This window comes from Paenibacillus soyae, from assembly GCF_024623455.1.
Classification (GTDB): domain Bacteria; phylum Bacillota; class Bacilli; order Paenibacillales; family Paenibacillaceae; genus Pristimantibacillus; species Pristimantibacillus soyae.
Genome location: NZ_JANIPJ010000027.1, coordinates 1 through 20,893, shown reverse-complemented (window position 1 = coordinate 20,893; position 20,893 = coordinate 1). Strand labels below are relative to the sequence as shown.

Here is a 20,893-nt window from a genome sequence, read left to right as displayed (position 1 = left end):
TGCGGACAAGAGGGTAATCATACTACTTGTCTAACACTACCTGTCTAATCGAATCGCGCGGCCGCCCGCCGCTTTCAGCATGCGGTTCATCAGGGCGCCGCCCAAGCCGCCCGGCTCGCAGCCCTCCGACCAAATCCGGCCGACGCCGGCTTCGTCGAGCTTTCTCAGGTGGGCGTAGAGCCGATGGGCCGCCTCGTCCAGCCTGTTCTCGCTGCCCAGATCGAGCACCAGATCGGCTCTGTAGCTGCCGGCATGCTCGCTGAAGGCCAGCACGCCCGTCTTCATTCCTTCATGTCTGGCTTCCTCGGCCAGAAGGTTGATATACGAGATGACCCGCTCTTCAGGTCCTTGCACGACCGTCAGCTCGCCTCTCGGAGCGTAATGGGTATATTTCATCCCGGGGGAACGCGGCTTGGCGGGCTGCTCCCCCGTCTCGGCTTCGCTGATAACGGAGACGGCCGGGAAAGCCCGCTTGAGAGCCTCCTCCGTCACGCCGCCCGGTCGCAAAATACGAATGGCGCCGTTGCCCTCCAGCTCGACCACGGTTGACTCCAGGCCGACTCCCGTCGCGCCCCCGTCGATGACGCCGTCAATGCGACCGCCGAGATCCTCCAGCACATGGCCCGCCAGCGTCGGGCTCGGGCGGCCGGACCGGTTCGCGCTTGGAGCGGCGACCGGCACGCCCGCACGGCTCAGCAGCTCGAGCGCCAGGGGATGGTCCGGCATCCGGACGCCCACCGTCGGCAGATTCGCCGTGACGAGCGGCGACAGCGCGCCCGGCTTCGCGGGCAGCACGATCGTCAGCGGCCCCGGCCAGAACCGCTCCATCAGCTCCCCCGCGAGCGCGGGGTAGGGCTCTACGAGCTCGCCCAGCTGGCTTCTGTCCGCGATGTGCACGATAAGAGGATTATCCGACGGCCGGCCCTTCGCCCCGAAGATGCCCGCCACGGCTTCGCTGCTTCTCGCATCCGCTCCAAGGCCGTACACCGTCTCCGTCGGAAACGCCACGAGCCCCCCGCGCCTAAGCGTCTCCGCCGCTTGCTGTATGCCTTGCTCCTGCCATACTATCGTATCGATCATATCGGTAATCAATCCTTGCTTTCGCCTATAGTGTCCATTTCACCGCTATTATAGCATATTCACTGCCGAGAGTGCGGCGGGGGTAACGGAGAGCGGCGATCTACTCCTTGGCCAGGCGGCACTACCTCGGGTGCAGGAGTGATTTTTACTCTTGCAGATCCGTTCGACGACGCTTCCTGCGGCGTCATCGCAAAAAACGCCGCGTCCTCCCAAGAGAACGCGGCGCCATATTTTTTAGAATAACGATTTAATCCAATCGATGAACGACTGCAGCAGCTCCCACAGGAAAAACTTCGCTTTCGGAGCTTCGCCCGCTCCCACATCCGCGCTGTCAGCCGAAGCCGCCTTCACGCCGCCGTCCGTCCCTGCATCAGCGGACGCCATCTCGGCGGAAGCAGCCGAGGCTTCGCCCGTTGCCGCATCGACAAAACAGAGCGGAGGGAACAGCACGCACCACCAGTTTTGCCCTTTGCCCTCGCCGATCGTAATGAGCAGCGCTTCGTACTGGCCTGCCGGGTACACTTCGCTGCCGTACATTTTGGTTGGGAAATCGACGAGCCCGAGCTCGGCAGTGGAATCGTAGGAGAACCCTCTGCTCTCCAGCACGCTCGCGACAATACCCTGCAGCTCCGGAAGCTTCTTGCGGATCGTCTCGCGCGCTTCCTCGATCGTTTCTTGACCCGTTGCCCAGCTGTTCATCGCTTGGACGACCTCATCGCGCACGATGCGCTTCACCAGCTGATCCGACGCGCTGTCGGAATTCGCGAGAATGCGAAGACGGATCGCCTCTTCCGGAATGCTGGACTGCACGATGGCGGCATCCATTTTCTGAGCTTCCCAGCTCATGATTAATACAAGAATTGCCATTATAATAAAGCCGTAAGATGAACGGAATGGAATGCGGTACGGACGAACACTTGCACGATAAGCGGTATAATCGGAATAAAAGGAATAATTTCGGGACATTACACAAGCTCCTCTCGCGCACCCGCCGGTGCGTCTGCTTGCGTTCCGGAACGTCTCTATCCGTCATTATGTCCGTGCAACCTTCTCTATAAACCTATCGTCTACCAAAAAAATAATAGATAACGGAGGTCCTGGCCCATGAACACCAACCCGACCTACGAGACGCACCGCCCCCTGCTGACCAACCTGGCGTACCGGATGCTCGGCTCCAAGGGCGATGCCGAGGATATCGTGCAGGACGTCTTCCTCGAATACTATCAACGGGACCAATCCCATATCGAGCACGAAAAAGCGTATTTGGCCCGAATGGTCACGAACCGCTGCCTGAATCTGCAGAGCTCCGCCCGCAAACGCCGGGAGACGTACGTCGGCAACTGGCTGCCCGAGCCGGACGTCGCGTACGGAGCCGCCTTGCCGTCCGACCCGCTGGAGCTGTGGGAGCGGAACGAGACGATCACCTACGCCATGCTCGTCATGCTGGAGCAGCTGAGCGGCATCGAGCGGGCCGTGTTCCTGCTCCGGGAGACGCTATCGTTCGATTATGACGAGATTGCCGGGATCGTGGGCAAATCCGAAGCCAACTGCCGCAAAATCATCAGCCGTGCCAAGCAAAAGCTCGGCGCCGTTCCGGAAATTCCGACGTTCCGAAGCGAGCGGGCGGCTGAGCTGGCGGGCGCGTTCATCGCGGCGGCCGAAACCGGCAACACGGAGGCTCTGCTTGGCATACTGACGGAGGATGCCGTCATGATCTCGGATGGCGGCGGCAAAGTGCGGGCAGCCATCTTCCCGATCATCGGGCGCGACCGCGTCGCGGCCTTCTACGAAGGCTTGGCCCGCAAAGGCATTGTCAGCCGCGGATACATCCCCGCATTGGTCAATGGCCAGTATGGACTTTTATTGTTCGAGAATGGCGAGCCGAAGCGCGTCGTGACGTTCCAATGGGATGCCGCCGGGGAGCGGATCGAGCGGATTTTTCAAATTATGAATCCCGATAAGCTCACTTCTGTCACAAACTCGATCGCTGATTTGTCTTAGAAGCATAGCCGGCCAAAGTACAGACCGGCGAGATCATGACGAGGAGTGGTGGAGAATGACAAACGCACACGCTACGGAAAGAGTAAAAATCTTGAACGAGGCCCCTGCCGCGTATCAAGCGATGCTGGGCTTGGAGAAATTCGTGAAGTCTTCCAGCCTGGAGCACAGCCTGATCGAGCTGGTCAAAACCCGCGCATCCCAGATTAACGGCTGCGCTTTCTGCATCAACATGCATACGGTGGACGCTAGGAAGGCCGGAGAAACCGAGCAGCGCCTCTACGCGCTGAGCGCATGGAGAGATACCCCGTACTTCAGCGAGAAGGAAAGAGCCGCCCTAGCCTTGACGGAAGCCGTGACGCTCATCGCGAACAATCATGTGCCGGACAGCGTATACGACGAAGCTGCCCGCCACTTCGACAGCAAGCAGATGGGCGAGCTCATCATGGCGATCGTGACGATCAACGCTTGGAACCGCATCGCGATCTCGACGGGCATGATGCCGGAGTAATTCAGTTCCTATGTGGCCATTCTGGTATGCTTCCCGAAGTCGGGGAAAATGGGACGGTAATGGGGTGCCTGAGCGGAGAGCGCTCTTCCGCCCCTGCTACCAACAGAGGAGCCTGTCAAACATGACGGGCTCCTCTTCTCTATTCGTGAAAGACACGGCTACTCTTTGCCGCGCTTGGCGCGTTTGGAACGCAAATCCTCGAGGATGGCCTTGCCGGTCGGCGTCTGGGCTAGACCGCCGCCGGCCGTCTCGCGGTGCTTGTCGGGCATGGCGGAGCCGACCTCCAGCATCACTTGGATGACCTCGTCGGATGGAATGACGCTGCGCACGCCCGCAAGCGCCATGTCGGCGGCGGCCAGCGCGGTGACGGCGCCAAAGCCGTTGCGCACGATGCACGGCACCTCGACGAGACCGCCGACCGGATCGCAGATGAGGCCAAGCGTGTTCTTCAGAGCGAGGCCTACGGCATGAACCGCCTGCGCGGGACTGCCGCCGCGAAGCTCCGCCAGGGCACCGGCCGCCATGCCGATCGCCGAGCCTACTTCGGCTTGGCAGCCGCCCTCGGCCCCGGAGACGAACGAATTGTTCGCGATGACATAGCCGATGGCGCCGGCCGCGAACAGACCGTAGGTCATGTGCTCGTCGGACAAGCCGAACCGTTCCTGGCAGCTGACGAACACGCCGGGTATGATGCCGCAGGAGCCCGCCGTCGGCGTGGCGATGATGCGCCCCATCGACGCGTTCACCTCCGATACCGCAAGCGCATAGGCCATCGCGTCGCCCGCGATGCCGAGATTGGAGGTCCCTGCGCCGTTATAGGCGGCCACCCGCTGCGCGTCCAGCCCCGTAATCCCGCTTCGGGACGTCGTATCCTCCGTCAGCCCCCGTTTGACGGCATCCTTCATCACGGCATAATAATCGGCCATCTTGGCGAACTCCCACGCGGGCGGGTGCCCGGACTCCGCCGCCTGTTCGGCCAGCATGAGCTCCCCGATCGTCAGCCCTTCATCCGCGCAAAGCTTAGCCAGCTCGTTCAAATGGCGAAACCTCATGACCGCTCATCTCCTCTGTATTCGTAGCTCCCTATGAATCCGTCAAATCCACGACCCTGACCGATTGTACGGATGGACAAGCCGCCAGCTTGGTCAGCAGCTCCTCCGTAATATCCGTATCCAGCTCGATGACGGTGAGCGCGTCGCCGCTCCTGCTCTTCCGGTCCACCGACATGTAGCCGATATTGGAATGCTCCTCCCTCAGACGCCCCGTTATTTCCGCGATGACGCCTGGAGTATCCGCATGAAAAATCGCGAGGGCCTTATAGACGCCCGTCATTTTGGCGCGGAAGCCGTTAATTTCGACGATCTCGATATTGCCCCCGCCGATGGAGATGCCGACCGCCTCGAGCGTCTGTCCCGACGAAGTCTTCAGCCTGACGCGCGCCGTGTTCGGATGCGGGTACAGCCCTTTGCCCTCGCGGAACGTGACGCTCATGCCGGCCTGCTCCGCTAGGTTCAGCGCGTCCGGAATACGCGGGTCGTCCGTCGCAAAATCCAGGATGCCGCCGACGATCGCCACGTCCGTCCCGTGTCCCGCGTACGTCGCGGCGAAAGAACCATAGAACGTGATCAAGGCTTCGACCGGATTCGCCGCCTCTCCATCTCCAAGCAGCTGCCTTGCCGCGCGCCCGATGCGCGCCGCTCCCGCCGTATGGGAGCTCGACGGGCCGACCATCGCGGGACCGATTATGGAGAACACATCCTTGAACCGCATCCCTACCACCTCCGCAAGTAGCAGGCAGCGAGCTTGAAAAGTAATACAGCGGCGAAGCCTGCTTTTTAGTTTGCGTCATCCGTGCCCCATTCCATCCGCATGGCGGGAGCCTCGATTGGATGACTTGTTTTATTTTATGCGGGAGACGGCCGAAAGCCAGTGTCCCTGCCAAATAAAATAGGGGCGCCGCCGGCACCCCTGTTCGAAAACCCCGTCCTATGTCCGCACCGCGACGATATGACGCTCGATTCCGCCGTAGTCGGTAATGATGCGAATATCGTCCCATTCGCCCATCCCGCGCATGAGCTCCGCGACGATGCGCGGCTGGCCCATGCCAAGCTCGAACGCCACGATGCGCGGCATGGCCGGCAGCAGCGGCAGCTGCTCCAGCATGCGGCGGTACGGATCCAGCCCGTCCGCCCCGCCCTCCAGCGCGAGATGCGGCTCGTACTCCCGCACCTCGCGCTGCAAGCCCGGCATATCCGCCGACGGAATGTACGGCGGATTGCTCACGAGCACGTCGACGCGCGTCCCTGCGCCGTCGACGGCAGTCCCCCCGCGCCCCTGAGCAATGAGGGGCGCGAGCAGGTCGCCCTGCGCGAACGCGATGCGGCCCGCCGCCCCATGGCGGGACGCGTTCGCGCGGGCGACTTCAAGCGCGTCCGGCGACAGGTCGGACGCGATCACGCGCCAGTCGTGACGCTGCGCCGCAAGCGTCACGGCGATGGCGCCGCTGCCGGTGCCGACGTCGACGACCGTCGGCGCCGCGGCGCCCTCTGCAGCCGCCGGAGGCCAGAGCCGGCCGGCGGCTTCCAAGACCGCTTCCACGAGGAGCTCCGTCTCGGGGCGCGGGATAAGAACGGCGGGCGTCACTTGGAACGGACGCCCGTAGAACCATTCCTCGCCGAGCAAGTATTGGAGCGGCTCGCCGGCCCCTCTGCGGCGGACGAGCGCCGTCCAGGCCTCCGCCTTCGCCTCGGGGAACGGATCGCCCCATGCCAGGAGCAGCGCCGGGCGCTCCATCCCCAGCACATGCTGCAGCAGCCGATCCGCCTGGCTCCGCCCGTCCTCGACGCCCTGCTCCTCCATCCACCCGGCCGCTCGATCCCGCGCCTGCCGAATAGTCATCGGCGGTATGTAAAACGTCGCCGTTAGCTCCATCCTCTCTCCTCCTCTTTCCTCGAACCTACCACCTGCTTCGAGGCGCATTTAGACGTTCCTGGCACGTCTATCCGCACCAATCCGACCTTCCGAGCTCTTTTAGACGTTCCTGGCACGCCTATCCGCACCAAACCAACTTGCGTTCGGTCCCCAATCAAAAAAACCGGCCGCCGTCCGTCTGCCACAAGGCAAACGGAGCAGCGAACCGGCTGTAACGGGACTCCCAGCGGGGATTCCCTTATTAGTTGGTGCCCATCGTCTCGCGTTCCAGCGCTTCCGCCTGCTCCGCGATCGTGAGCGACGTGATGATGTCGCCGATGTCGCCGTTCATGACGGAATCCAGACGGTGCAGCGTCAGGTTGATGCGGTGGTCGGTCACGCGGCTCTGCGGGAAGTTGTACGTGCGGATCCGCTCGCTGCGGTCGCCCGTTCCCACCTTGCTCTTGCGCTCGCCCGCGTATTTCGCCTCTTCCTCTTGGCGGCGAATGTCGTAGATGCGCGCGCGCAGAACCTGGAGCGCCTTCTGCTTGTTGTCGTTCTGCGATTTGCCGTCCTGGCAAGTCGCCATGATGCCCGTCGGCACGTGAAGCACGCGAACCGCGGACTTCGTCGTGTTGACGGACTGGCCGCCGGCGCCGCTCGAGCAGAACGTGTCGATCCGGATGTCTTTGTCCAGAATTTCCACTTCCACGTCTTCCACTTCCGGCATAACCGCTACTGTTGAAGTCGACGTATGGATCCGGCCGCCGGATTCCGTTACCGGAATGCGCTGCACGCGGTGAGCGCCGCTCTCGTATTTCAGCTTGCTGTAAGCGCCTTTGCCGTTGATGGAGAAGATAACCTCTTTGAAGCCGCCAAGGTCGTTCTCCGTATACTCCATCAGCTCGACGCGCCAGCCTTGCGTATCGGCGTACTTCGTGTACATGCGGTACAGCTCGTAAGCGAACAATGCCGCTTCGTCGCCGCCGGCCGCGCCGCGGATTTCCACGATGACGTTCTTGTCGTCGTTCGGGTCCTTTGGAAGGAGAAGAATGCGCATTTTCTCCTCAAGCTCGGTCTTGCGCTCCGACAGTTCGTCGATCTCCATCTTCACCATCTCGCGCATCTCGTCGTCTAGCTTCTCGCCCAGCATCAGCTTGGCGTCGTCCAGCTGCTCGGACACCTGCTTATATTCCGTATAGGCGTCATGCGCCTCTTGTAGATCGGATTGTTCCTTGGATAAGTCGCGCAGCCGCTTCGGATCGCTGGCCACATCCGGATCGCATAGAAGCTCGCTCAGCTTCTCATATCGGTCGGCGAGTGCTTGTAATCGGTCAAACACATTTATTCACCTCTGTTACTTTCCATTAAGATATACAATATTATAACACAATGCGAAAGGTGTATCGATATGCGGTTTTACCCACTCGGCACAACTTATCCACAGTCCGTGCACAACCTGTGCACATCGTGTCCACATTTCCATACACACTATCCACATGACCTGTTGAGAACCCGCATAAACTCTACTCTTTTTGATTGTTCCCGCAATCCGATAAGTTATCCACATGTGCACAATTCGACAAAAAAACCCTGTCCACAACCTGTGAATCGACACGATTTCCACATCGAATAACTCCAAAAAAAAGCGCGCGGGAGCCGCTCCGTGGTGGAGCAATTCCCGCGCGCCGTTCAAGCGGCCGAGTTGATCCCTGACCAACTAGCCGACCGATCTGGCCGTTCTATACGTTAAACCGGAAGTGCATAACGTCGCCGTCGCGCACGACATACTCTTTGCCCTCAAGACGCAGCTGGCCCTTCTCGCGAACCGCCGCCATGGAGCCGGCCGCCGCCAGATCCTCGAAGGACACCACTTCCGCGCGGATGAAGCCGCGCTCGAAATCGGTGTGAATAACGCCTGCCGCTTGAGGCGCCTTGGTGCCCTGACGGATTGTCCAGGCGCGAACCTCTTGCACGCCAGCCGTGAAATACGTGTACAAGCCGAGCAGCTTGTAAGCCGCGCGGATGAGACGGTTCAGGCCGGACTCCGCCATGCCCAGCTCCTGCAGGAACATCTCTTTGTCCTCGCCTTCAAGCTCCGCGATTTCGGACTCCACCTTCGCGCTGATCGGCACGACCTCCGCGCCTTCCTCGGCCGCGTACTTGCGGACGATCTGCACGTATTCGTTGCCGTCCGAGTTCGCCGCTTCTTCTTCGCTGACGTTGGTCGCGTACAGCACCGGCTTCATCGTCAACAAGTGAAGGTCGCGGATGAGCAGCTTCTCGTCGTCCGTCAGCTCCATGCTGCGGGCCGGCTTATCGTTGAAGAGCGTTTCCTTCAGGCGCTCCAGCAGCTCCACCTCTTGCGCAACTTTCTTGTCGCCGCCCTTGAGGTTCTTCCGCGAGCGCTCGATGCGCTTCTCCACCGTCTCCAGGTCGGAGAGGATCAGCTCCAGGTTGATCGTCGTAATGTCGCTGATCGGATCGACCTTGCCCGCGACATGCGTAATGTTCTCGTCCTGGAAGCAGCGCACGACGTGAACGATCGCGTCCACCTCGCGAATGTGGGCGAGGAACTTGTTGCCGAGGCCTTCGCCTTTGCTCGCGCCCGCCACGAGGCCCGCGATGTCCACGAACTCGAACGCGGTCGGCACGATGCTCTTCGGCACGACCAGCTCCACGAGCTTGTCCAGACGCTCGTCCGGCACCTCAACCACGCCTACGTTCGGATCGATCGTACAGAACGGATAGTTCGCCGATTCCGCTCCCGCCTGCGTGATCGCGTTAAACAATGTCGACTTGCCGACGTTCGGCAATCCTACGATTCCAGCTTTCAATGCCATGTATCAGACACTCCCTATTATCCGTGAATGTAAACAACTCCCGTCATTATACCCCAGCGGCATGCACAATGAAAGGGCAAAGCCCGCTATTAATAAGTGTTCAAAAAGTCCAGTTTTCAGCACATGGGACGATGCTTACGAAGTTGCGTTTTTTCAAAACGCTGCAGAAGATCGGATGAAGCTAGGAAAATAAGGAGCGGTCAACGTTTTCGAAGAAAACGACATCGTAAGCATTCGCTTAGCGGTAGCTACGTGAGCACCTCAAATGTTTCCGGAGGGAAACATACTTCGTAAGCATATGCTGTTCCGGCTAAAACAGGGCCCCGCGAAAGTAATCGGAATAAGCTTCGAAGCTTCCCTTCACTTTCGTGGGAAACAGGAGGTATTCGACGTCGAGTATGCTCCTCGATATGCTTCGTGATCAAAAGTGGACTTTTTGAACTACCTCTCCCTGAATGCCTCCGTCCGCTCGGGCAATACTATGCGGAGCGAGGGAGGTGACATCCATGGAAAATCAGAACCACAAGGGCAATTACAAAGGCACGACCGCGATGCATGCCAAGAATCAGGACATGGCGTTCGTGAACGACACGATTGAGGACGCCAAGTCCGTCACGAACTTCTCTAACAAAAAGGAGAAAAAAACGGACTCCAGCTTCTAATGTTTTCTTATACGTCAACAGCTGCGCCGAACGCGTCTCCATAAACTCCTACAGCCACGTCATAACCGGTCCTTACCGGTTACAGCGTGGCTGTAGAGCGATCGTTCGGGAGCAGGCGCGCGACGGTTCATTAGCCTTTGACCGCGCCTTCCGTCAGACCTTTCTCGATATATTTCTGGATGAACAGGTAGATGATCAGCACCGGCACAACGGTCAGAGAGACGGCCGTCGCCATCAGACCGAAGTCCGTTCCGTACTGGGAGCTGATCTCGCTGAGCAGCGCCACGATCGGGCGAACCGTCTCTTTGTTCACGAAGATCAGGGCCGAGAACAGGTCGTTGTACGACCACAGGAAGACGAATATCGCGGCAGATGCGAACGCGGGCCGGGAAATCGGGAACAAAATTCGGGTAAACAGCGACCAGCGGTTGCACCCGTCGATAAAAGCCGCTTCCTCGAGCTCCTTCGGAATGGTCGACATATAGCCGGCCAGAACGAGGATGGCGAACGTCAGGTTGCCTGCCGTCTGCGGGAAAATAAGACCTAAATACGTATTCACGATCTTCCACTTGATCACCAGCTCATAAACCGGTACGACCGTCGCAAACGCAGGAATGAGCAAGCTGGCGTACAGAATCGAGAACAGCGCCCTTCTCCCGCGGAACTGGAACCGGGACAGCACATAGGCGGCTAGTCCGCCGAACAACAGAACCAGCAGAACCGTGCTGCCGGACATGATCAAGCTGTTCAGATAGCTTTTGCCGATGTTGATTCGGTCGAATGCATTTGTATAGTTATCCATAACCGGATCGAATGCAAGGGTAAATGATTGGTTCATGACATCCCGGGACAGCTTGAACGAGTTGTTCACGATCCAAAACATGGAGTAAATCGTCGTTAAGGCCCAGCCGAACAAGATGACGTAGATGAAGACGACGCCTGGCTTTATGCGGATAGGCTTCTTCACTGATTGCACAGATTGCATACGCGTACACCCCTAATACCACTTAGTATGTGATTTCATCCCTTTTCAGAAGACGGTTCGCGAGCAGCGACAGCAGCACGCCGAATACGACGATGTAGATCGCGATCGTCGAGCCGTAGCCGAAGTTCTGGTCCACGAGCGCTTTTTTGTACATATACGTACCGAGCACTTCCGTGTCGTTCTGGCCCCGGGTCAAGACGAATATGAATTCGAACACCTTGAGCGTGCCGGTAATCGCGAGCGTGATGACGACCTTGATGTCGCTCATGATAAGCGGAATGGTGAGCAGGAACGTCTTCTTGATCCCGGTTATGCCTTCCAGCTTGGCCGCTTCGTAGAAATCGGACGGAATCTTGGACATAGCGGTCAGGAACAGTACGAAATAAAAACCGACGTAATGCCATACCGTAGGAATCGCTACGGCTTTTAATGCCATATTTTCGCTAAGCCAGTTTACTTTGTCGAAACCCATATCCTGCAGCAGCGTATTCAGCAAGCCGAATTGGAAATTGTAGAACAGCACGAACAGCAAAGCGATGGCCGTTCCGGAGATGACGACCGGGAAGAAGAATACCATCCGGAAGAAGCCTTTGCCCCAGGTGATATTGTCGACCAATATCGCCAGCAGCAGCGCCAAGCCGACTTGGAAGATGATGACGTAGGCCATCAGCTCGAGCGTGTTCAGCGTCGCGGCGCCAAGCAGGTCGTCGGAGAACATTCGAACGTAGTTGTCTAAGCCGACCCAGGTCTTGGTCGTAAAGCCCTTTGTCCGGAAGAAGCTAAGATACATGCTCTTAAAGAACGGATAATACAAGAAGATGGACAAGAATGCCGCCGCAGGCAGCAGAAACATCACGATATACTTGCGATCGCCCTTCATCATTCATCACCTTCGATGTTTATTTTTCACGCAAGGCTCTGAAATGATGACGCCGCCCTTGAATCAGAGGGGCGGCGACTATCATTCGTTCGGGTTGCGTTAACTCCGCTATTATTTCGCTGCGGTTTCAATCTCTTTCGCTTCGGCAAGCGCTTCGGCAGGCGTCTTCTTGCCCGTTACGACCGGCTGGATGTTCGCGCGGATCGTGTTGAACGTCTCCGGCGTCACTTTGGAGTCGATCGGCGAGTTCACGGAAGTCGCTTCGGATACCATCGCGAAGCCGTCAAGCACCGCTTGCGCCAAGCCTTCCGGCTGCACGCCGGCAGCTGCAGGCGTACCGCCGTTTGCTGTCGCGATGTTTTTGATTACTTCAGGGGAAGTCAGGTGTTTCAAGAGCGCGATTGTAGCGTCTTTCTTCGCCGCGTCGTCGTAAGCCGCTTTCGACATGTAGAAGCCCGTACCGAAGCCTCCTACCACGTCTTTGCCCGTGCCCGCGCCGCCAGGGATCGCAGGGAATGGAAGAACCGTCGTGTTCGCTTTCACGTCGTCGGAGAAGCCGCCGATTGCCCACGAACCTTCAAGGATCATAGCCGCAAGGCCTTCGGAGTAGTAGTTCGCCGCCATGCCCAGGTCGATCGTCGCCGCGTCCTCGGGGAATGCGCCCAGATCGTACACTTCTTTCATCGCCGCAAGGCCTTTCTCCCAGTTCGGGTCGACGCCGTCTTTCAAGCCTTTCTTCTGACCTTCCGCGCCGGCTGCCGCCAATACGAAGTGCTCGATCAGGTAGTGCGATTGGTCGAATGGACCGGACAATGGAATAATGCCTTTTGCTTTCAGAGCGGATACTGCTGCTTTGAATTTCTCCCAATCGGTAGGAAGCTCGATGCCGTTATCGGCGAAAATCTTCTTGTTCACCATCAGACCTTCGAAGAAGCCGGTCAATGGAATCGCGTACGTTTTGCCGTCGGTGTGCTTCGTGAACTCGAGAGCTGCCGGAGCAAATCCGTTCTTCCACTCAGGGTCGGCCGCCAGCTCTTCGTCCAGCGCTACGACTTTGCCGGAGCTGATGATTTCGTTGGCGTCGGCGCCTACGAAGTAGAACAGCAGGTCTGGTTCGTTACCGCTTGTCATGTCCGTGTTGACTTTCGTACGGAAGCCGTCGTCGTTCGCGGACATTACGTCGTTCTCGATCTTCACGTGCGGGTTGGCCGCCGTAAAGTCGTCCAGCGCTTTCTGGAACGCTTCGCGGGCCGCGTCCGTGCCGCCGAAGGTCGAGAATACGCGAAGGTCGACCGGATCCGGCGCCTTAGAAGGCTCGGTTGATTCCGAAGGCGTTGCCGATGGCGTGTTTGTCGCGCCGGTATTGTTGTTGCCGCCGTTGTTGCCGCCGCCGCAAGCCGCGAGGAACATCGACATCATGAGGATAAGGCTAAGAATCGTGAGTGCTGATTTCTTCACTGATAAATCCCCCTTAAAGTTAGTAGGACCAGAGCGGGTTATTTCCCGAGTTCTGCGTGCCTTACACTTAAAATTCTAGGGCAGATTTACTAGTGAAATCAACGGTTTGCGGGGCTACATTCCTATCATTTCGGGGGAGAGATTCCTCTGGGAAATAGGGAGATTTTTCTCCGAAACAGGGGGAAATTTCGTATTCCCGCGAAGCAGGGATACTTTCCTAGGGTGCTCTTTCTATCCATTTCTGGCGATACGGCAGAAAGGGACATTTCGCCTAGGAAATGTCCCTCTTCGTCTATATGCGGTTATTTCGGACCAGCCGTCTGTCTATTACATCCGGAGCGGCGCTTCCTGAAGCTCCGCCCGCTTCTGCAGGTAACGATAGAACGCGATGGAGGCTTCCGCTCGCGACACCTCTTTGTCCGGCAGGAACTTGCCGTCCGACAAGCTCATGATCTTGAGGCCGACCACGATCGCCGCCTGGCCCTTGTTATCGATCGCCGCTTCGTCCTTGAAATTCGATTTGAAGATATGGTCGTAATCGGCCAGCGTGTTATAGCCCAGCGCCCTTACGATCAGCTCCGCCATCTCGTCGCGCGTGACCAGCCCCTCCGGATTGAACGAGCCGTCGCCGAGGTCGATCAAGTTCTGCTGGAGCGCGCTCTCGACATAGGCGAAATATTCGGAGTCCGCCGCCACGTCGGCGAAGGATGCCGTCGACTTCTCCGCCGATCCCGCCTGGTCCATTCCGTACATTGGATAATAGCCGCCGCCGCTGTTCCTCGCCAGTACGAGCATCTTGATCAGCTCGCCGCGCGTTATTTTTTCGTTCGGTCTCACCTTGCCGTCTTCCAGATCCAGCGCTTTATACGCCACCATCAGACTAAGAGGCTCCTCCGCCCAATGCCCGGCGGCGTCCGTCGGCTTCGGCACCTCGAGCGTCGTGACCGCGCCCGTCTCTCTGCTGCGCCACTCGCCGTTCTGCGCGTCGAGGAATACGGATTCGTGCAGCGGCTTCTGCTGCAGCTTGTAGACCAGCTCCACCTTCGATTTCGACTCGACTTCACTGCCTTCGATCTCGCCCGACGCCATCATCAGTTTGTATTTCTCGATGGGAAGCGGATTGCCTTCCCACCAGAATTCCTGGAACACGCGATATGTAAGCGCGACATCGTAGTAATTCAGATAGCTCTCGACCGCCTCTGCCGCATCGATCGTCTTCGGCGCATTGGACGGGTAGTCGTATTCCGAGATGCTCGCATCGTAGCTCTCCACCTTGCCGGTGCGCGCGTTGACGTTCAGCGATACGTAGTCGTAATCGACCGAAGCGCCATGCACCTTATGTTTGAACGAGATCCGGTACGAACCGATTTCGTCCGGCGCAACGTTTTTGTAGCGATCCTCATTCGGCTTCACAAGGTACAGCTCGTCGGTCAGCCACGGGAGTTGGGCCTTAACGGCATCAACTGCTTTCTGTAAGGCTTGATCCAGCGGCAGGACCGAGCCCGTCGCGGCCGGTTCGCTGTGGGAATACCCGTAGTAGGAACGCACGGCGCCCGTGCTGCCGTTCACGCTGGCGAAGACATAGCCGTCTTCCTTGCCGTCCTTCATGAGAGACCAGCTCAAATCCCAGCTCGTGCTCGTCTCTCCGGATTCCGTTACGTATTCATTGTAATTGGATTCCGTCAGCTTGGCGCCCTCCGGCAAGCCGAACGCCTTCTTCACCGCTTCGGCAGCTTGCTCCTCGGACAGCTTACCTGCCTTCGGGGGAGCCGAGAGCGGCTTCTCCGTCAGCGGCGCATCCTGCACGACGCCGTCGTCCCACGCGCCATAGCCGCCGGCCTGCAGCTCTTCGCCGGTTGCCGCATCGATAACGATCGGAGATAGGCCGTACGATAAGATAGGCTCCCGCTTTCCTCCTTCGCCATGGGTCACGATATAGGCCAGCTCCGGCTTCGCCAGCTTCTTCACGGCCGCCGTCGCTTGCTCCGCGGTTAACGTTTTCGAAGGCTTCGGAAATTCGATGGTGTCATCCCACTGCAGCTGGAAGCCGAGAACGTGACCTTCGCTGTCTACGCTTAAATGAATGTAATTGTCCGTATACGGCATGCCGTTCACGATCCGGTCGAAGCGCAGCTGATGCACGATCTTGCCGGACAACGGCGGCAGCAAGTCCGCGCCATCCGTTTCATTGAACGCGATCTGCGGAACATAATCCGCGGCCACTTCCTTAATAAAGCCTTCGGCCAGCTCTTGGGCGGCCTCGCGGTCCACCTTAAGCGGATAGGTCGGGGCCGCCCCTGGCTCGTTCGAATAAGAATCGAAGCCGAGCAGCTGACCGGTATCCGAATCCAAGGACGCGTATATATTGCCCATCTCTCTGCCGTTCACCGTCTTCGTGAACACCAGACGCCATATTTTTTGCTCGCCGTCGAACAGCTTCTGGCCCGAATAGCTGGACCGCTGCAGCTTATAATCGTCCGGAATGCTGATATATTGGCGCAGCAGCTTCTCGGCTTGCTCCTTGGAGATGGCCGCGTCTTCCGGATCCTCGGCGGTTTCTCCTGCCGGGGATTCCGCCGGCACCTCCGTCCCCTCCGTCGTTTGCGACTCCGAAACGGCGTCCTCCGCGAAAGCGGACGGCACGACCGCCGTTCCGACCAGCATCGCGGCCGCAAGCAGAATAGCCATTTTCTTTCTCATATGTACGCTCACTTGTTATTAACCTCCTTAAATAATTGTAAATATCTTCATTTTTTAGACGAGGCTAGCGGACGATCGGTTGCAGCAGCGCACAAAAAAAATCCGCAGGCTTGCAGCTCTCGCTGCATAACCTGCGGATCTTACCGGTATTGCTCTTACAGCTGATTCGAAATTTTCGCTTTCAGCGCGTCTTTGCTTTGCAGACCGACCATCTTGTCGACCGGCTGGCCGTCTTTGAACAGGATCAGCGTCGGAATGCTCATTACGCCGAATTGGGAAGCGAGCTCAGGCTCTTCGTCCACGTTGATTTTCGCGATGGTCGCTTGGCCTTCCAGCTCTGTCGAGAGTTCGTCTACGATCGGAAGCTGCATTTTGCAAGGTCCGCACCATGGGGCCCAGAAGTCTACCAAAGATACGCCGCTTTCAATGCTTTGCGTGAAGTTGTCTTTCGTCAATGCTACTGTCATTGTCAATCATCCTCTCTATCCAATGTATGATTAAGGGAAAACCCGTCTCACCCAAGCTTAAGCTTCCTAGCAGGCGTGAATCTTCTTCAGCACATCGCTTATCGTAATGCCGCTGAAATGATCCTCCAGATGCTTCTCCGCCTTGCAGAAGATGCCGTACATGACGGCGTTCATGTTGGAGCCTACGACGCAATCCATCTCCGGATTGCCGGAGCACCAGCTCGGAATCAGCGACCCCTGCGCCATGACGCGGTAAATGTCGGCGAGCGTCACGGAATCCGGATCGATCGTTAGGCGGTAGCCGCCTCCCGAGCCTTCCCTCGTCTCCACGTAGCCGCCCTTGCGAAGGCCGCTCATCACCTTGCGGACGCGCGCGGAATGCGTGCCGACGTTCTCGGCGATCATATCGCTGCTTGCCATCTTATCCGGCAAATAAGCCAAATATACGAGACTGTGTACGGCGATCGTAAATTCACTATTCACTGTCAGCGGGCCTCCCTGCTTTATACTGTAATAATATCCGTTACAGTTGATGTTGTCAAGAGTCCGCCGCCCGCGTCGCTTATAGTTTGGGGCAAGAGCGGTTTGCTTATTCGAACTCGCCTCAGAATGAAACTTTTCTCATCATGCGACGAAATCGTCATCATGGCATCCCATACCCGAATATACATGTAACGAGTCTCCAATTTGCGCACTCCAAGGCGCCTAGGAGGTGAACACGATGGGTTTGTTTGGGAATCGTTGGGTCGTCATGCGGTCGGAGAGCGGCGCAAGAGCCGATGAGATCGACCGGCTGTACGCGTTGTTCAAGGAGCAGGGCCTCAAAGCCAAGGTCGAATTCGACGGCGGCACGGTGAAACGGGTGAAAGTGCACAAGAACGATGTGGAACGGGCAAAGGAGCTGATCGACGTCTTCGACAAGGAGCGTTAGCGGAAAATAGAGTAAAGCGAAGAACGGAGCGCACCTGACGGGGCCTCCGTTCTTTGGCTTTACGGATTCTCAATATCAGGAAGCGCAACATCTTTTCTTCCAATTGCGTTTTATTAAGTGATGACTACGCAAGAGGAAAGGAAGACTATGAACACGCTACCCTCAATCGTAAAAAAAGAACGTATTCCCGAGCTTCAGCTCGTCCGCGCGATCGCCATCATCGGCGTTCTCTCCGTCCACGCAAGCGCGTCGGCCACCATCTACATGCAGGAGTCCGCTTATTATTTCTTTTATAACCTGGTCAATATCTTCATGCGGTTCGGCACGCCGACCTTCATCCTGCTCAGCAGCTTCGTCTTGTTCTACAGCTACTACAACCGCCCGCTCGACAGGAAGCTGATCACCGGCTTTTATAAGAAGCGGCTCTTATACATATTGATTCCGTACATCGTCTTTTCGGCTATATATTTCGTTTATATCAAACTAGTGAACAACCAGCCGCTGCTGTCTCCGGATTCGCTTCAAGAATTTTGGACGAAGCTGCGGAAGGGAGATGTCTATTCGCATCTGTATTTCGTCTATATTAGCATTCAGTTCTATCTGCTGTTCCCGATCGTGCTGTGGGTGGCGAAGAGATGGCCTCGCATCGCGTACGGCTTCATCCCCTTCGGCTTCGCGGCGCAATGGATTTTCGTCGTATACAACTATTACGTGGAGCCGGTGCCGGACAAGGGAAGCTGGTCGCTTTCCTACTTCTCGTTCTTCTTCACGGGCGCGTTCCTCGGCATCTATTACCCGAAGGTGAAGAAGTGGATCGCGATGACCCGGGAGCATGCGACGGCCGGGCGGGTCGCTTTTTGGCTGCTGCTGCTCGGCGCCTGGCTTACGGTAGCTCTGTCCCATGTGTACATGTATCACAACGCTCGCGCGAACGGGGTTATCTACCATGGTTTGTGGTATGAGTATTTATGGAATTTCCATACACTATTTTCCGCGTTCACCGCGCTTGGCCTTTCGTTCTTCATCTATCGCCATCTTCCGAAATGGATTTCGGGAACGCTGCACGGCATCGGACAGCTTTCATTCGGCATTTATTTGATTCATCTCTTATTCTTGTTCCTGTACGACCGCTTTATCCCGCATTTCGGCTCGGCCCTGCTTGAGCACTTGCGCTACTTCGGCAGCTGGGCGGTTATGCTCGCGGGCTCCTGGATCACGGTCGCGCTTGTCTCCCGCTTCGTCCCGTTCGGCTGGATCCTGTTCGGCCAAGTGCCGGCTCGGGAAGTGACGGAGAGGCCATCCGGGACCGCCGTCAAGAAAAAGGTCGTCATTGCCTCCGTATCGCTGCTCCTCATTGCCATCGTAACGACGGCGGCGGGCTATGCCTGGCTGCGGACGAACAGCACGGAGAACGGCCATCCGCGTCAGGAGCTGGAGACGATCGCTTCCGCAAGCGAGATTCGGAGCGGCTACGACGTCATCGTGGCGGGGACAGACGCGGAAGGCATAGCAGCGGCTATCTCCGCCGCGCGGAACGGCCTTAGCGTGCTGCTCGTCGACGGCAGGGAGCGCGACATTCTGGGCGGCCTGCTCACGGAAGGCGGACTGAATTCGCTCGACCTTAACTATTCGCCCAAGAAATCGGCAATTCCGGGCCAGCTTATTTTTCTGAACAAAGGCATCTTCCAGGAATGGTACGACCAGCTCGAAGGAACGTCCTTCGATGTGCATTCGGCCGCCAACGCGTTCAACCGCATGGTGAAGGAGGAGGAGAACATCGACCTGCTGCTTAAGGCGCAGTCGATGGAGCCCTTGGTCGAGGCCGGACCGGACGGCACTAGAGCCGTGAAAGGCCTGCGCATCGTGCAGGAGGATGGGACCGCGCTCGACGTTACCGCGCCATCCGTCATCGACGCCACGCAGGATGGCGATATCGCGGCGTCGGCGGGCGTTCCGTACACGCTCGGACGGGCGGATATCGGCGAACCGGACGCCCAGATGGCCGTTACGCTTGTCTTCGCTTTGAAGGGCGTGACGCAGGAGATATGGGATTCGTTCGACGACATCCCGGATACGAGCATCGATTCGATGAGCGCGTGGGGCTTTCACAAAGCGAAGGATTACGTGTCCAGCAACCCGGAGCGCGTGAAGCTCCGCGGGCTTAACGTCGGCCGGCAGAACGACGACACCATTCTGATCAACGCCATGCACATCTTCCAGGTCGATCCGCTGGATCCGGACAGCCTTCGGGCGGCCATGGAGATCGGGCAGGCGGAGGCGCCGCGCATCGTGGAGTATTTGAAGGAAACCTACGAGCAGTTCGAGAGCTTGGAGTTTGCCTATACGTTCGATGAGCTGTATGTCAGGGAATCGAGACATATAGAGGGCGAGTACCGCTTGACGATGGCCGACCTGCTCGATAACCGCGACCATTGGGACGCTATCGCCTACGGCTCCTACGACGTCGACATTCAAGCGGCCAGTCACACGGACTGGGGATACGTGCTCTATTCGCCGGCGCAGTACGGCGTGCCGTTCCGCACGCTCGTGCCGCTTGAGGTAGACGGTCTGCTCGTCGTCGGACGCGCCGCGAGCTTCGACTCGCTGCCGCACGGCAGCGCGCGCGTCATCCCGCTCGGGATGGCGACCGGCCAAGCGGCGGGCGCGGCGGCTAAGCTGGCCGCCGAGAACGGCATGTCGTTCCGCGAGCTGTCCCGCTCGAAGGAGCTGATCGCGGAGCTTCGCCAGCGTCTGACCGACCAGGGCATGGATCTGTACATGAACGTGGACGCGATCGAAACGCCGTACTACAAGTCGCACAAGGCGTACCGAGGGCTGGTCGCCGCCGTCAGCATGCTGCTCACGAGCGGCGGCGAGAACAATATGGACTTCGACCTGGACGGCAAGTCGAATCCGGAGCGTGTCGTCAACAGCATGCGGCGGGTGTCGAAGCAGCATCCGGACTTCTTCCTCGGCGACCCGTCCGCCGCGCTGGTTGGCGTCGCGGAGCCTTTCGACGAGCAGCCGCTGTCGCTGGAGCAGGCCGTGAAGACGATCGGAAGCGCGATCGGAGGAGAAGAAGCGGCCGCGCTCACCTTGGATGAATTCGTAGCGCGAGGCTGGCTGCTGCCGGAGACGCTGGACGCGATCGACGATCGCGCCGCCATCACGAACGGCGAGTTCTTCATGATCGTCCGCGATGTTGTGGAGTTCTACGCGGGGGTTGTGTACGAGTAGCCGGCTACTCATGCCAGAGCCGCTTTGCTCCCGCAGCTTCCTATGACTATCCGAGAGAAATAGCGGCGATTGTACCGTTATTCTCCCTATTCTACCGGGATACTGGTAGCGTCAAGAAGTTTGTGTAAGCTTGTAGAATATCCATCTGGGATGGATCAATGAGGTGCCAGGCGGGGGAGGAGGCCTCCTCCCCCGCCTGGCCACCTGCCACCTTTTTTTGTTAGATTTCTG

Annotated in this window: 18 protein-coding genes; 5 read left to right on the top strand and 13 right to left on the bottom strand. The window is 58.2% G+C overall.

Annotated elements, in window-relative coordinates:
- Positions 1–36: 36 nt before the first annotated feature.
- Both NQZ67_RS26480 and spoIIR read right to left on the bottom strand, forming a co-directional pair.
- Positions 37–1,080 carry an L-threonylcarbamoyladenylate synthase gene (locus NQZ67_RS26480; RefSeq protein ID WP_257451918.1) on the bottom strand — a complete coding sequence of 348 codons (1,044 nt, stop codon included), beginning with the start codon at positions 1,078–1,080 and terminating at the stop codon, positions 37–39.
- A 234-nt stretch (positions 1,081–1,314) separates the two neighbouring features.
- The gene (gene spoIIR, locus NQZ67_RS26475) at positions 1,315–2,046 is read right to left on the bottom strand and encodes a stage II sporulation protein R (protein WP_306813079.1); all 732 of its coding nucleotides are present in this window, start codon (positions 2,044–2,046) and stop codon (positions 1,315–1,317) included.
- Between the two features lie 138 nt (positions 2,047–2,184).
- Between spoIIR and NQZ67_RS26470 the strand changes: the two genes are divergently transcribed.
- Both NQZ67_RS26470 and NQZ67_RS26465 read left to right on the top strand, forming a co-directional pair.
- The gene (locus NQZ67_RS26470) at positions 2,185–3,081 is read left to right on the top strand and encodes an RNA polymerase sigma-70 factor (protein WP_257451915.1); all 897 of its coding nucleotides are present in this window, start codon (positions 2,185–2,187) and stop codon (positions 3,079–3,081) included.
- A 55-nt stretch (positions 3,082–3,136) separates the two neighbouring features.
- Positions 3,137–3,589, top strand: coding sequence for a carboxymuconolactone decarboxylase family protein (locus NQZ67_RS26465; RefSeq protein WP_257451913.1), 453 nt, complete (start codon positions 3,137–3,139; stop codon positions 3,587–3,589).
- A gap of 158 nt (positions 3,590–3,747) precedes the next feature.
- On the opposite strand, the gene sdaAA is transcribed toward NQZ67_RS26465, so the two are convergent.
- From sdaAA to ychF, 5 genes are all read right to left on the bottom strand, one after another.
- Entirely contained in the window at positions 3,748–4,641 is an 894-nt protein-coding gene (gene sdaAA / locus NQZ67_RS26460) for an L-serine ammonia-lyase, iron-sulfur-dependent, subunit alpha (RefSeq protein ID WP_257451910.1), read from the bottom strand.
- A 31-nt stretch (positions 4,642–4,672) separates the two neighbouring features.
- A complete protein-coding gene (sdaAB, locus tag NQZ67_RS26455) occupies positions 4,673–5,359 on the bottom strand; it encodes an L-serine ammonia-lyase, iron-sulfur-dependent subunit beta (protein ID WP_257451908.1) in 687 nt (228 codons plus the stop codon).
- Positions 5,360–5,575: 216 nt separating this feature from the next.
- A complete protein-coding gene (prmC, locus tag NQZ67_RS26450; RefSeq protein WP_371825363.1) occupies positions 5,576–6,520 on the bottom strand; it encodes a peptide chain release factor N(5)-glutamine methyltransferase in 945 nt (314 codons plus the stop codon).
- Positions 6,521–6,761: 241 nt separating this feature from the next.
- Positions 6,762–7,841, bottom strand: coding sequence for a peptide chain release factor 1 (gene prfA, locus NQZ67_RS26445; protein ID WP_257451906.1), 1,080 nt, complete (start codon positions 7,839–7,841; stop codon positions 6,762–6,764).
- A gap of 400 nt (positions 7,842–8,241) precedes the next feature.
- On the bottom strand, positions 8,242–9,342 hold the full coding sequence (gene ychF / locus NQZ67_RS26440; RefSeq protein ID WP_257451904.1) for a redox-regulated ATPase YchF: 1,101 nt from the start codon (positions 9,340–9,342) through the stop codon (positions 8,242–8,244).
- A gap of 506 nt (positions 9,343–9,848) precedes the next feature.
- On the opposite strand from ychF, the gene NQZ67_RS26435 reads away from it, so the two are divergent.
- A complete protein-coding gene (locus tag NQZ67_RS26435) occupies positions 9,849–10,004 on the top strand; it encodes a hypothetical protein (RefSeq protein WP_257451902.1) in 156 nt (51 codons plus the stop codon).
- Between the two features lie 130 nt (positions 10,005–10,134).
- Here the strand turns inward: NQZ67_RS26435 and NQZ67_RS26430 are convergent, their stop codons facing one another.
- The 6 genes from NQZ67_RS26430 to NQZ67_RS26405 all read right to left on the bottom strand — a co-directional run bounded on the left by NQZ67_RS26430 (position 10,135) and on the right by NQZ67_RS26405 (position 16,977).
- Positions 10,135–10,989, bottom strand: coding sequence for a carbohydrate ABC transporter permease (locus NQZ67_RS26430; protein WP_257451900.1), 855 nt, complete (start codon positions 10,987–10,989; stop codon positions 10,135–10,137).
- A gap of 22 nt (positions 10,990–11,011) precedes the next feature.
- Complete coding sequence (locus NQZ67_RS26425) at positions 11,012–11,872, bottom strand: carbohydrate ABC transporter permease (protein WP_257451898.1); 861 nt, start codon at positions 11,870–11,872, stop codon at positions 11,012–11,014.
- 108 nt (positions 11,873–11,980) lie between these two features.
- Positions 11,981–13,327 carry an ABC transporter substrate-binding protein gene (locus tag NQZ67_RS26420; protein ID WP_257451895.1) on the bottom strand — a complete coding sequence of 449 codons (1,347 nt, stop codon included), beginning with the start codon at positions 13,325–13,327 and terminating at the stop codon, positions 11,981–11,983.
- 327 nt (positions 13,328–13,654) lie between these two features.
- Positions 13,655–16,039 (bottom strand): S-layer homology domain-containing protein, encoded by a 2,385-nt coding sequence (locus tag NQZ67_RS30740; protein WP_257451893.1) that lies wholly within the window; start codon positions 16,037–16,039, stop codon positions 13,655–13,657.
- A 143-nt stretch (positions 16,040–16,182) separates the two neighbouring features.
- Positions 16,183–16,494: a thioredoxin gene (gene trxA / locus NQZ67_RS26410; RefSeq protein WP_257451890.1), complete on the bottom strand. Its 312-nt coding sequence runs from the start codon at positions 16,492–16,494 to the stop codon at positions 16,183–16,185.
- A 66-nt stretch (positions 16,495–16,560) separates the two neighbouring features.
- Positions 16,561–16,977: an RrF2 family transcriptional regulator gene (locus NQZ67_RS26405; protein WP_257451888.1), complete on the bottom strand. Its 417-nt coding sequence runs from the start codon at positions 16,975–16,977 to the stop codon at positions 16,561–16,563.
- Between the two features lie 238 nt (positions 16,978–17,215).
- Here NQZ67_RS26405 and NQZ67_RS26400 point away from each other — a divergent pair, with 238 nt between their 5' ends.
- Together NQZ67_RS26400 and NQZ67_RS26395 are read left to right on the top strand one after the other, a co-directional pair.
- Positions 17,216–17,425: a hypothetical protein gene (locus NQZ67_RS26400; RefSeq protein ID WP_257451885.1), complete on the top strand. Its 210-nt coding sequence runs from the start codon at positions 17,216–17,218 to the stop codon at positions 17,423–17,425.
- A gap of 147 nt (positions 17,426–17,572) precedes the next feature.
- On the top strand, positions 17,573–20,662 hold the full coding sequence (locus tag NQZ67_RS26395; protein WP_257451883.1) for an FAD-dependent oxidoreductase: 3,090 nt from the start codon (positions 17,573–17,575) through the stop codon (positions 20,660–20,662).
- Positions 20,663–20,893: the final 231 nt, after the last annotated feature.

Coding starts and splice junctions, on each gene's coding strand:
- NQZ67_RS26480 (WP_257451918.1), bottom strand. CDS start 1,080: ATGATCGATACGATAGTATGGCAGGAGCAAGGCATACAGCAAGCGGCG.
- NQZ67_RS26425 (WP_257451898.1), bottom strand. CDS start 11,872: ATGATGAAGGGCGATCGCAAGTATATCGTGATGTTTCTGCTGCCTGCG.
- NQZ67_RS26465 (WP_257451913.1), top strand. CDS start 3,137: ATGACAAACGCACACGCTACGGAAAGAGTAAAAATCTTGAACGAGGCC.
- sdaAA (WP_257451910.1), bottom strand. CDS start 4,641: ATGAGGTTTCGCCATTTGAACGAGCTGGCTAAGCTTTGCGCGGATGAA.
- NQZ67_RS26395 (WP_257451883.1), top strand. CDS start 17,573: ATGAACACGCTACCCTCAATCGTAAAAAAAGAACGTATTCCCGAGCTT.
- prmC (WP_371825363.1), bottom strand. CDS start 6,520: ATGGAGCTAACGGCGACGTTTTACATACCGCCGATGACTATTCGGCAG.
- NQZ67_RS26435 (WP_257451902.1), top strand. CDS start 9,849: ATGGAAAATCAGAACCACAAGGGCAATTACAAAGGCACGACCGCGATG.
- sdaAB (WP_257451908.1), bottom strand. CDS start 5,359: ATGCGGTTCAAGGATGTGTTCTCCATAATCGGTCCCGCGATGGTCGGC.
- NQZ67_RS26470 (WP_257451915.1), top strand. CDS start 2,185: ATGAACACCAACCCGACCTACGAGACGCACCGCCCCCTGCTGACCAAC.
- NQZ67_RS26430 (WP_257451900.1), bottom strand. CDS start 10,989: ATGCAATCTGTGCAATCAGTGAAGAAGCCTATCCGCATAAAGCCAGGC.
- spoIIR (WP_306813079.1), bottom strand. CDS start 2,046: ATGTCCCGAAATTATTCCTTTTATTCCGATTATACCGCTTATCGTGCA.
- NQZ67_RS26400 (WP_257451885.1), top strand. CDS start 17,216: ATGGGTTTGTTTGGGAATCGTTGGGTCGTCATGCGGTCGGAGAGCGGC.
- ychF (WP_257451904.1), bottom strand. CDS start 9,342: ATGGCATTGAAAGCTGGAATCGTAGGATTGCCGAACGTCGGCAAGTCG.
- trxA (WP_257451890.1), bottom strand. CDS start 16,494: ATGACAGTAGCATTGACGAAAGACAACTTCACGCAAAGCATTGAAAGC.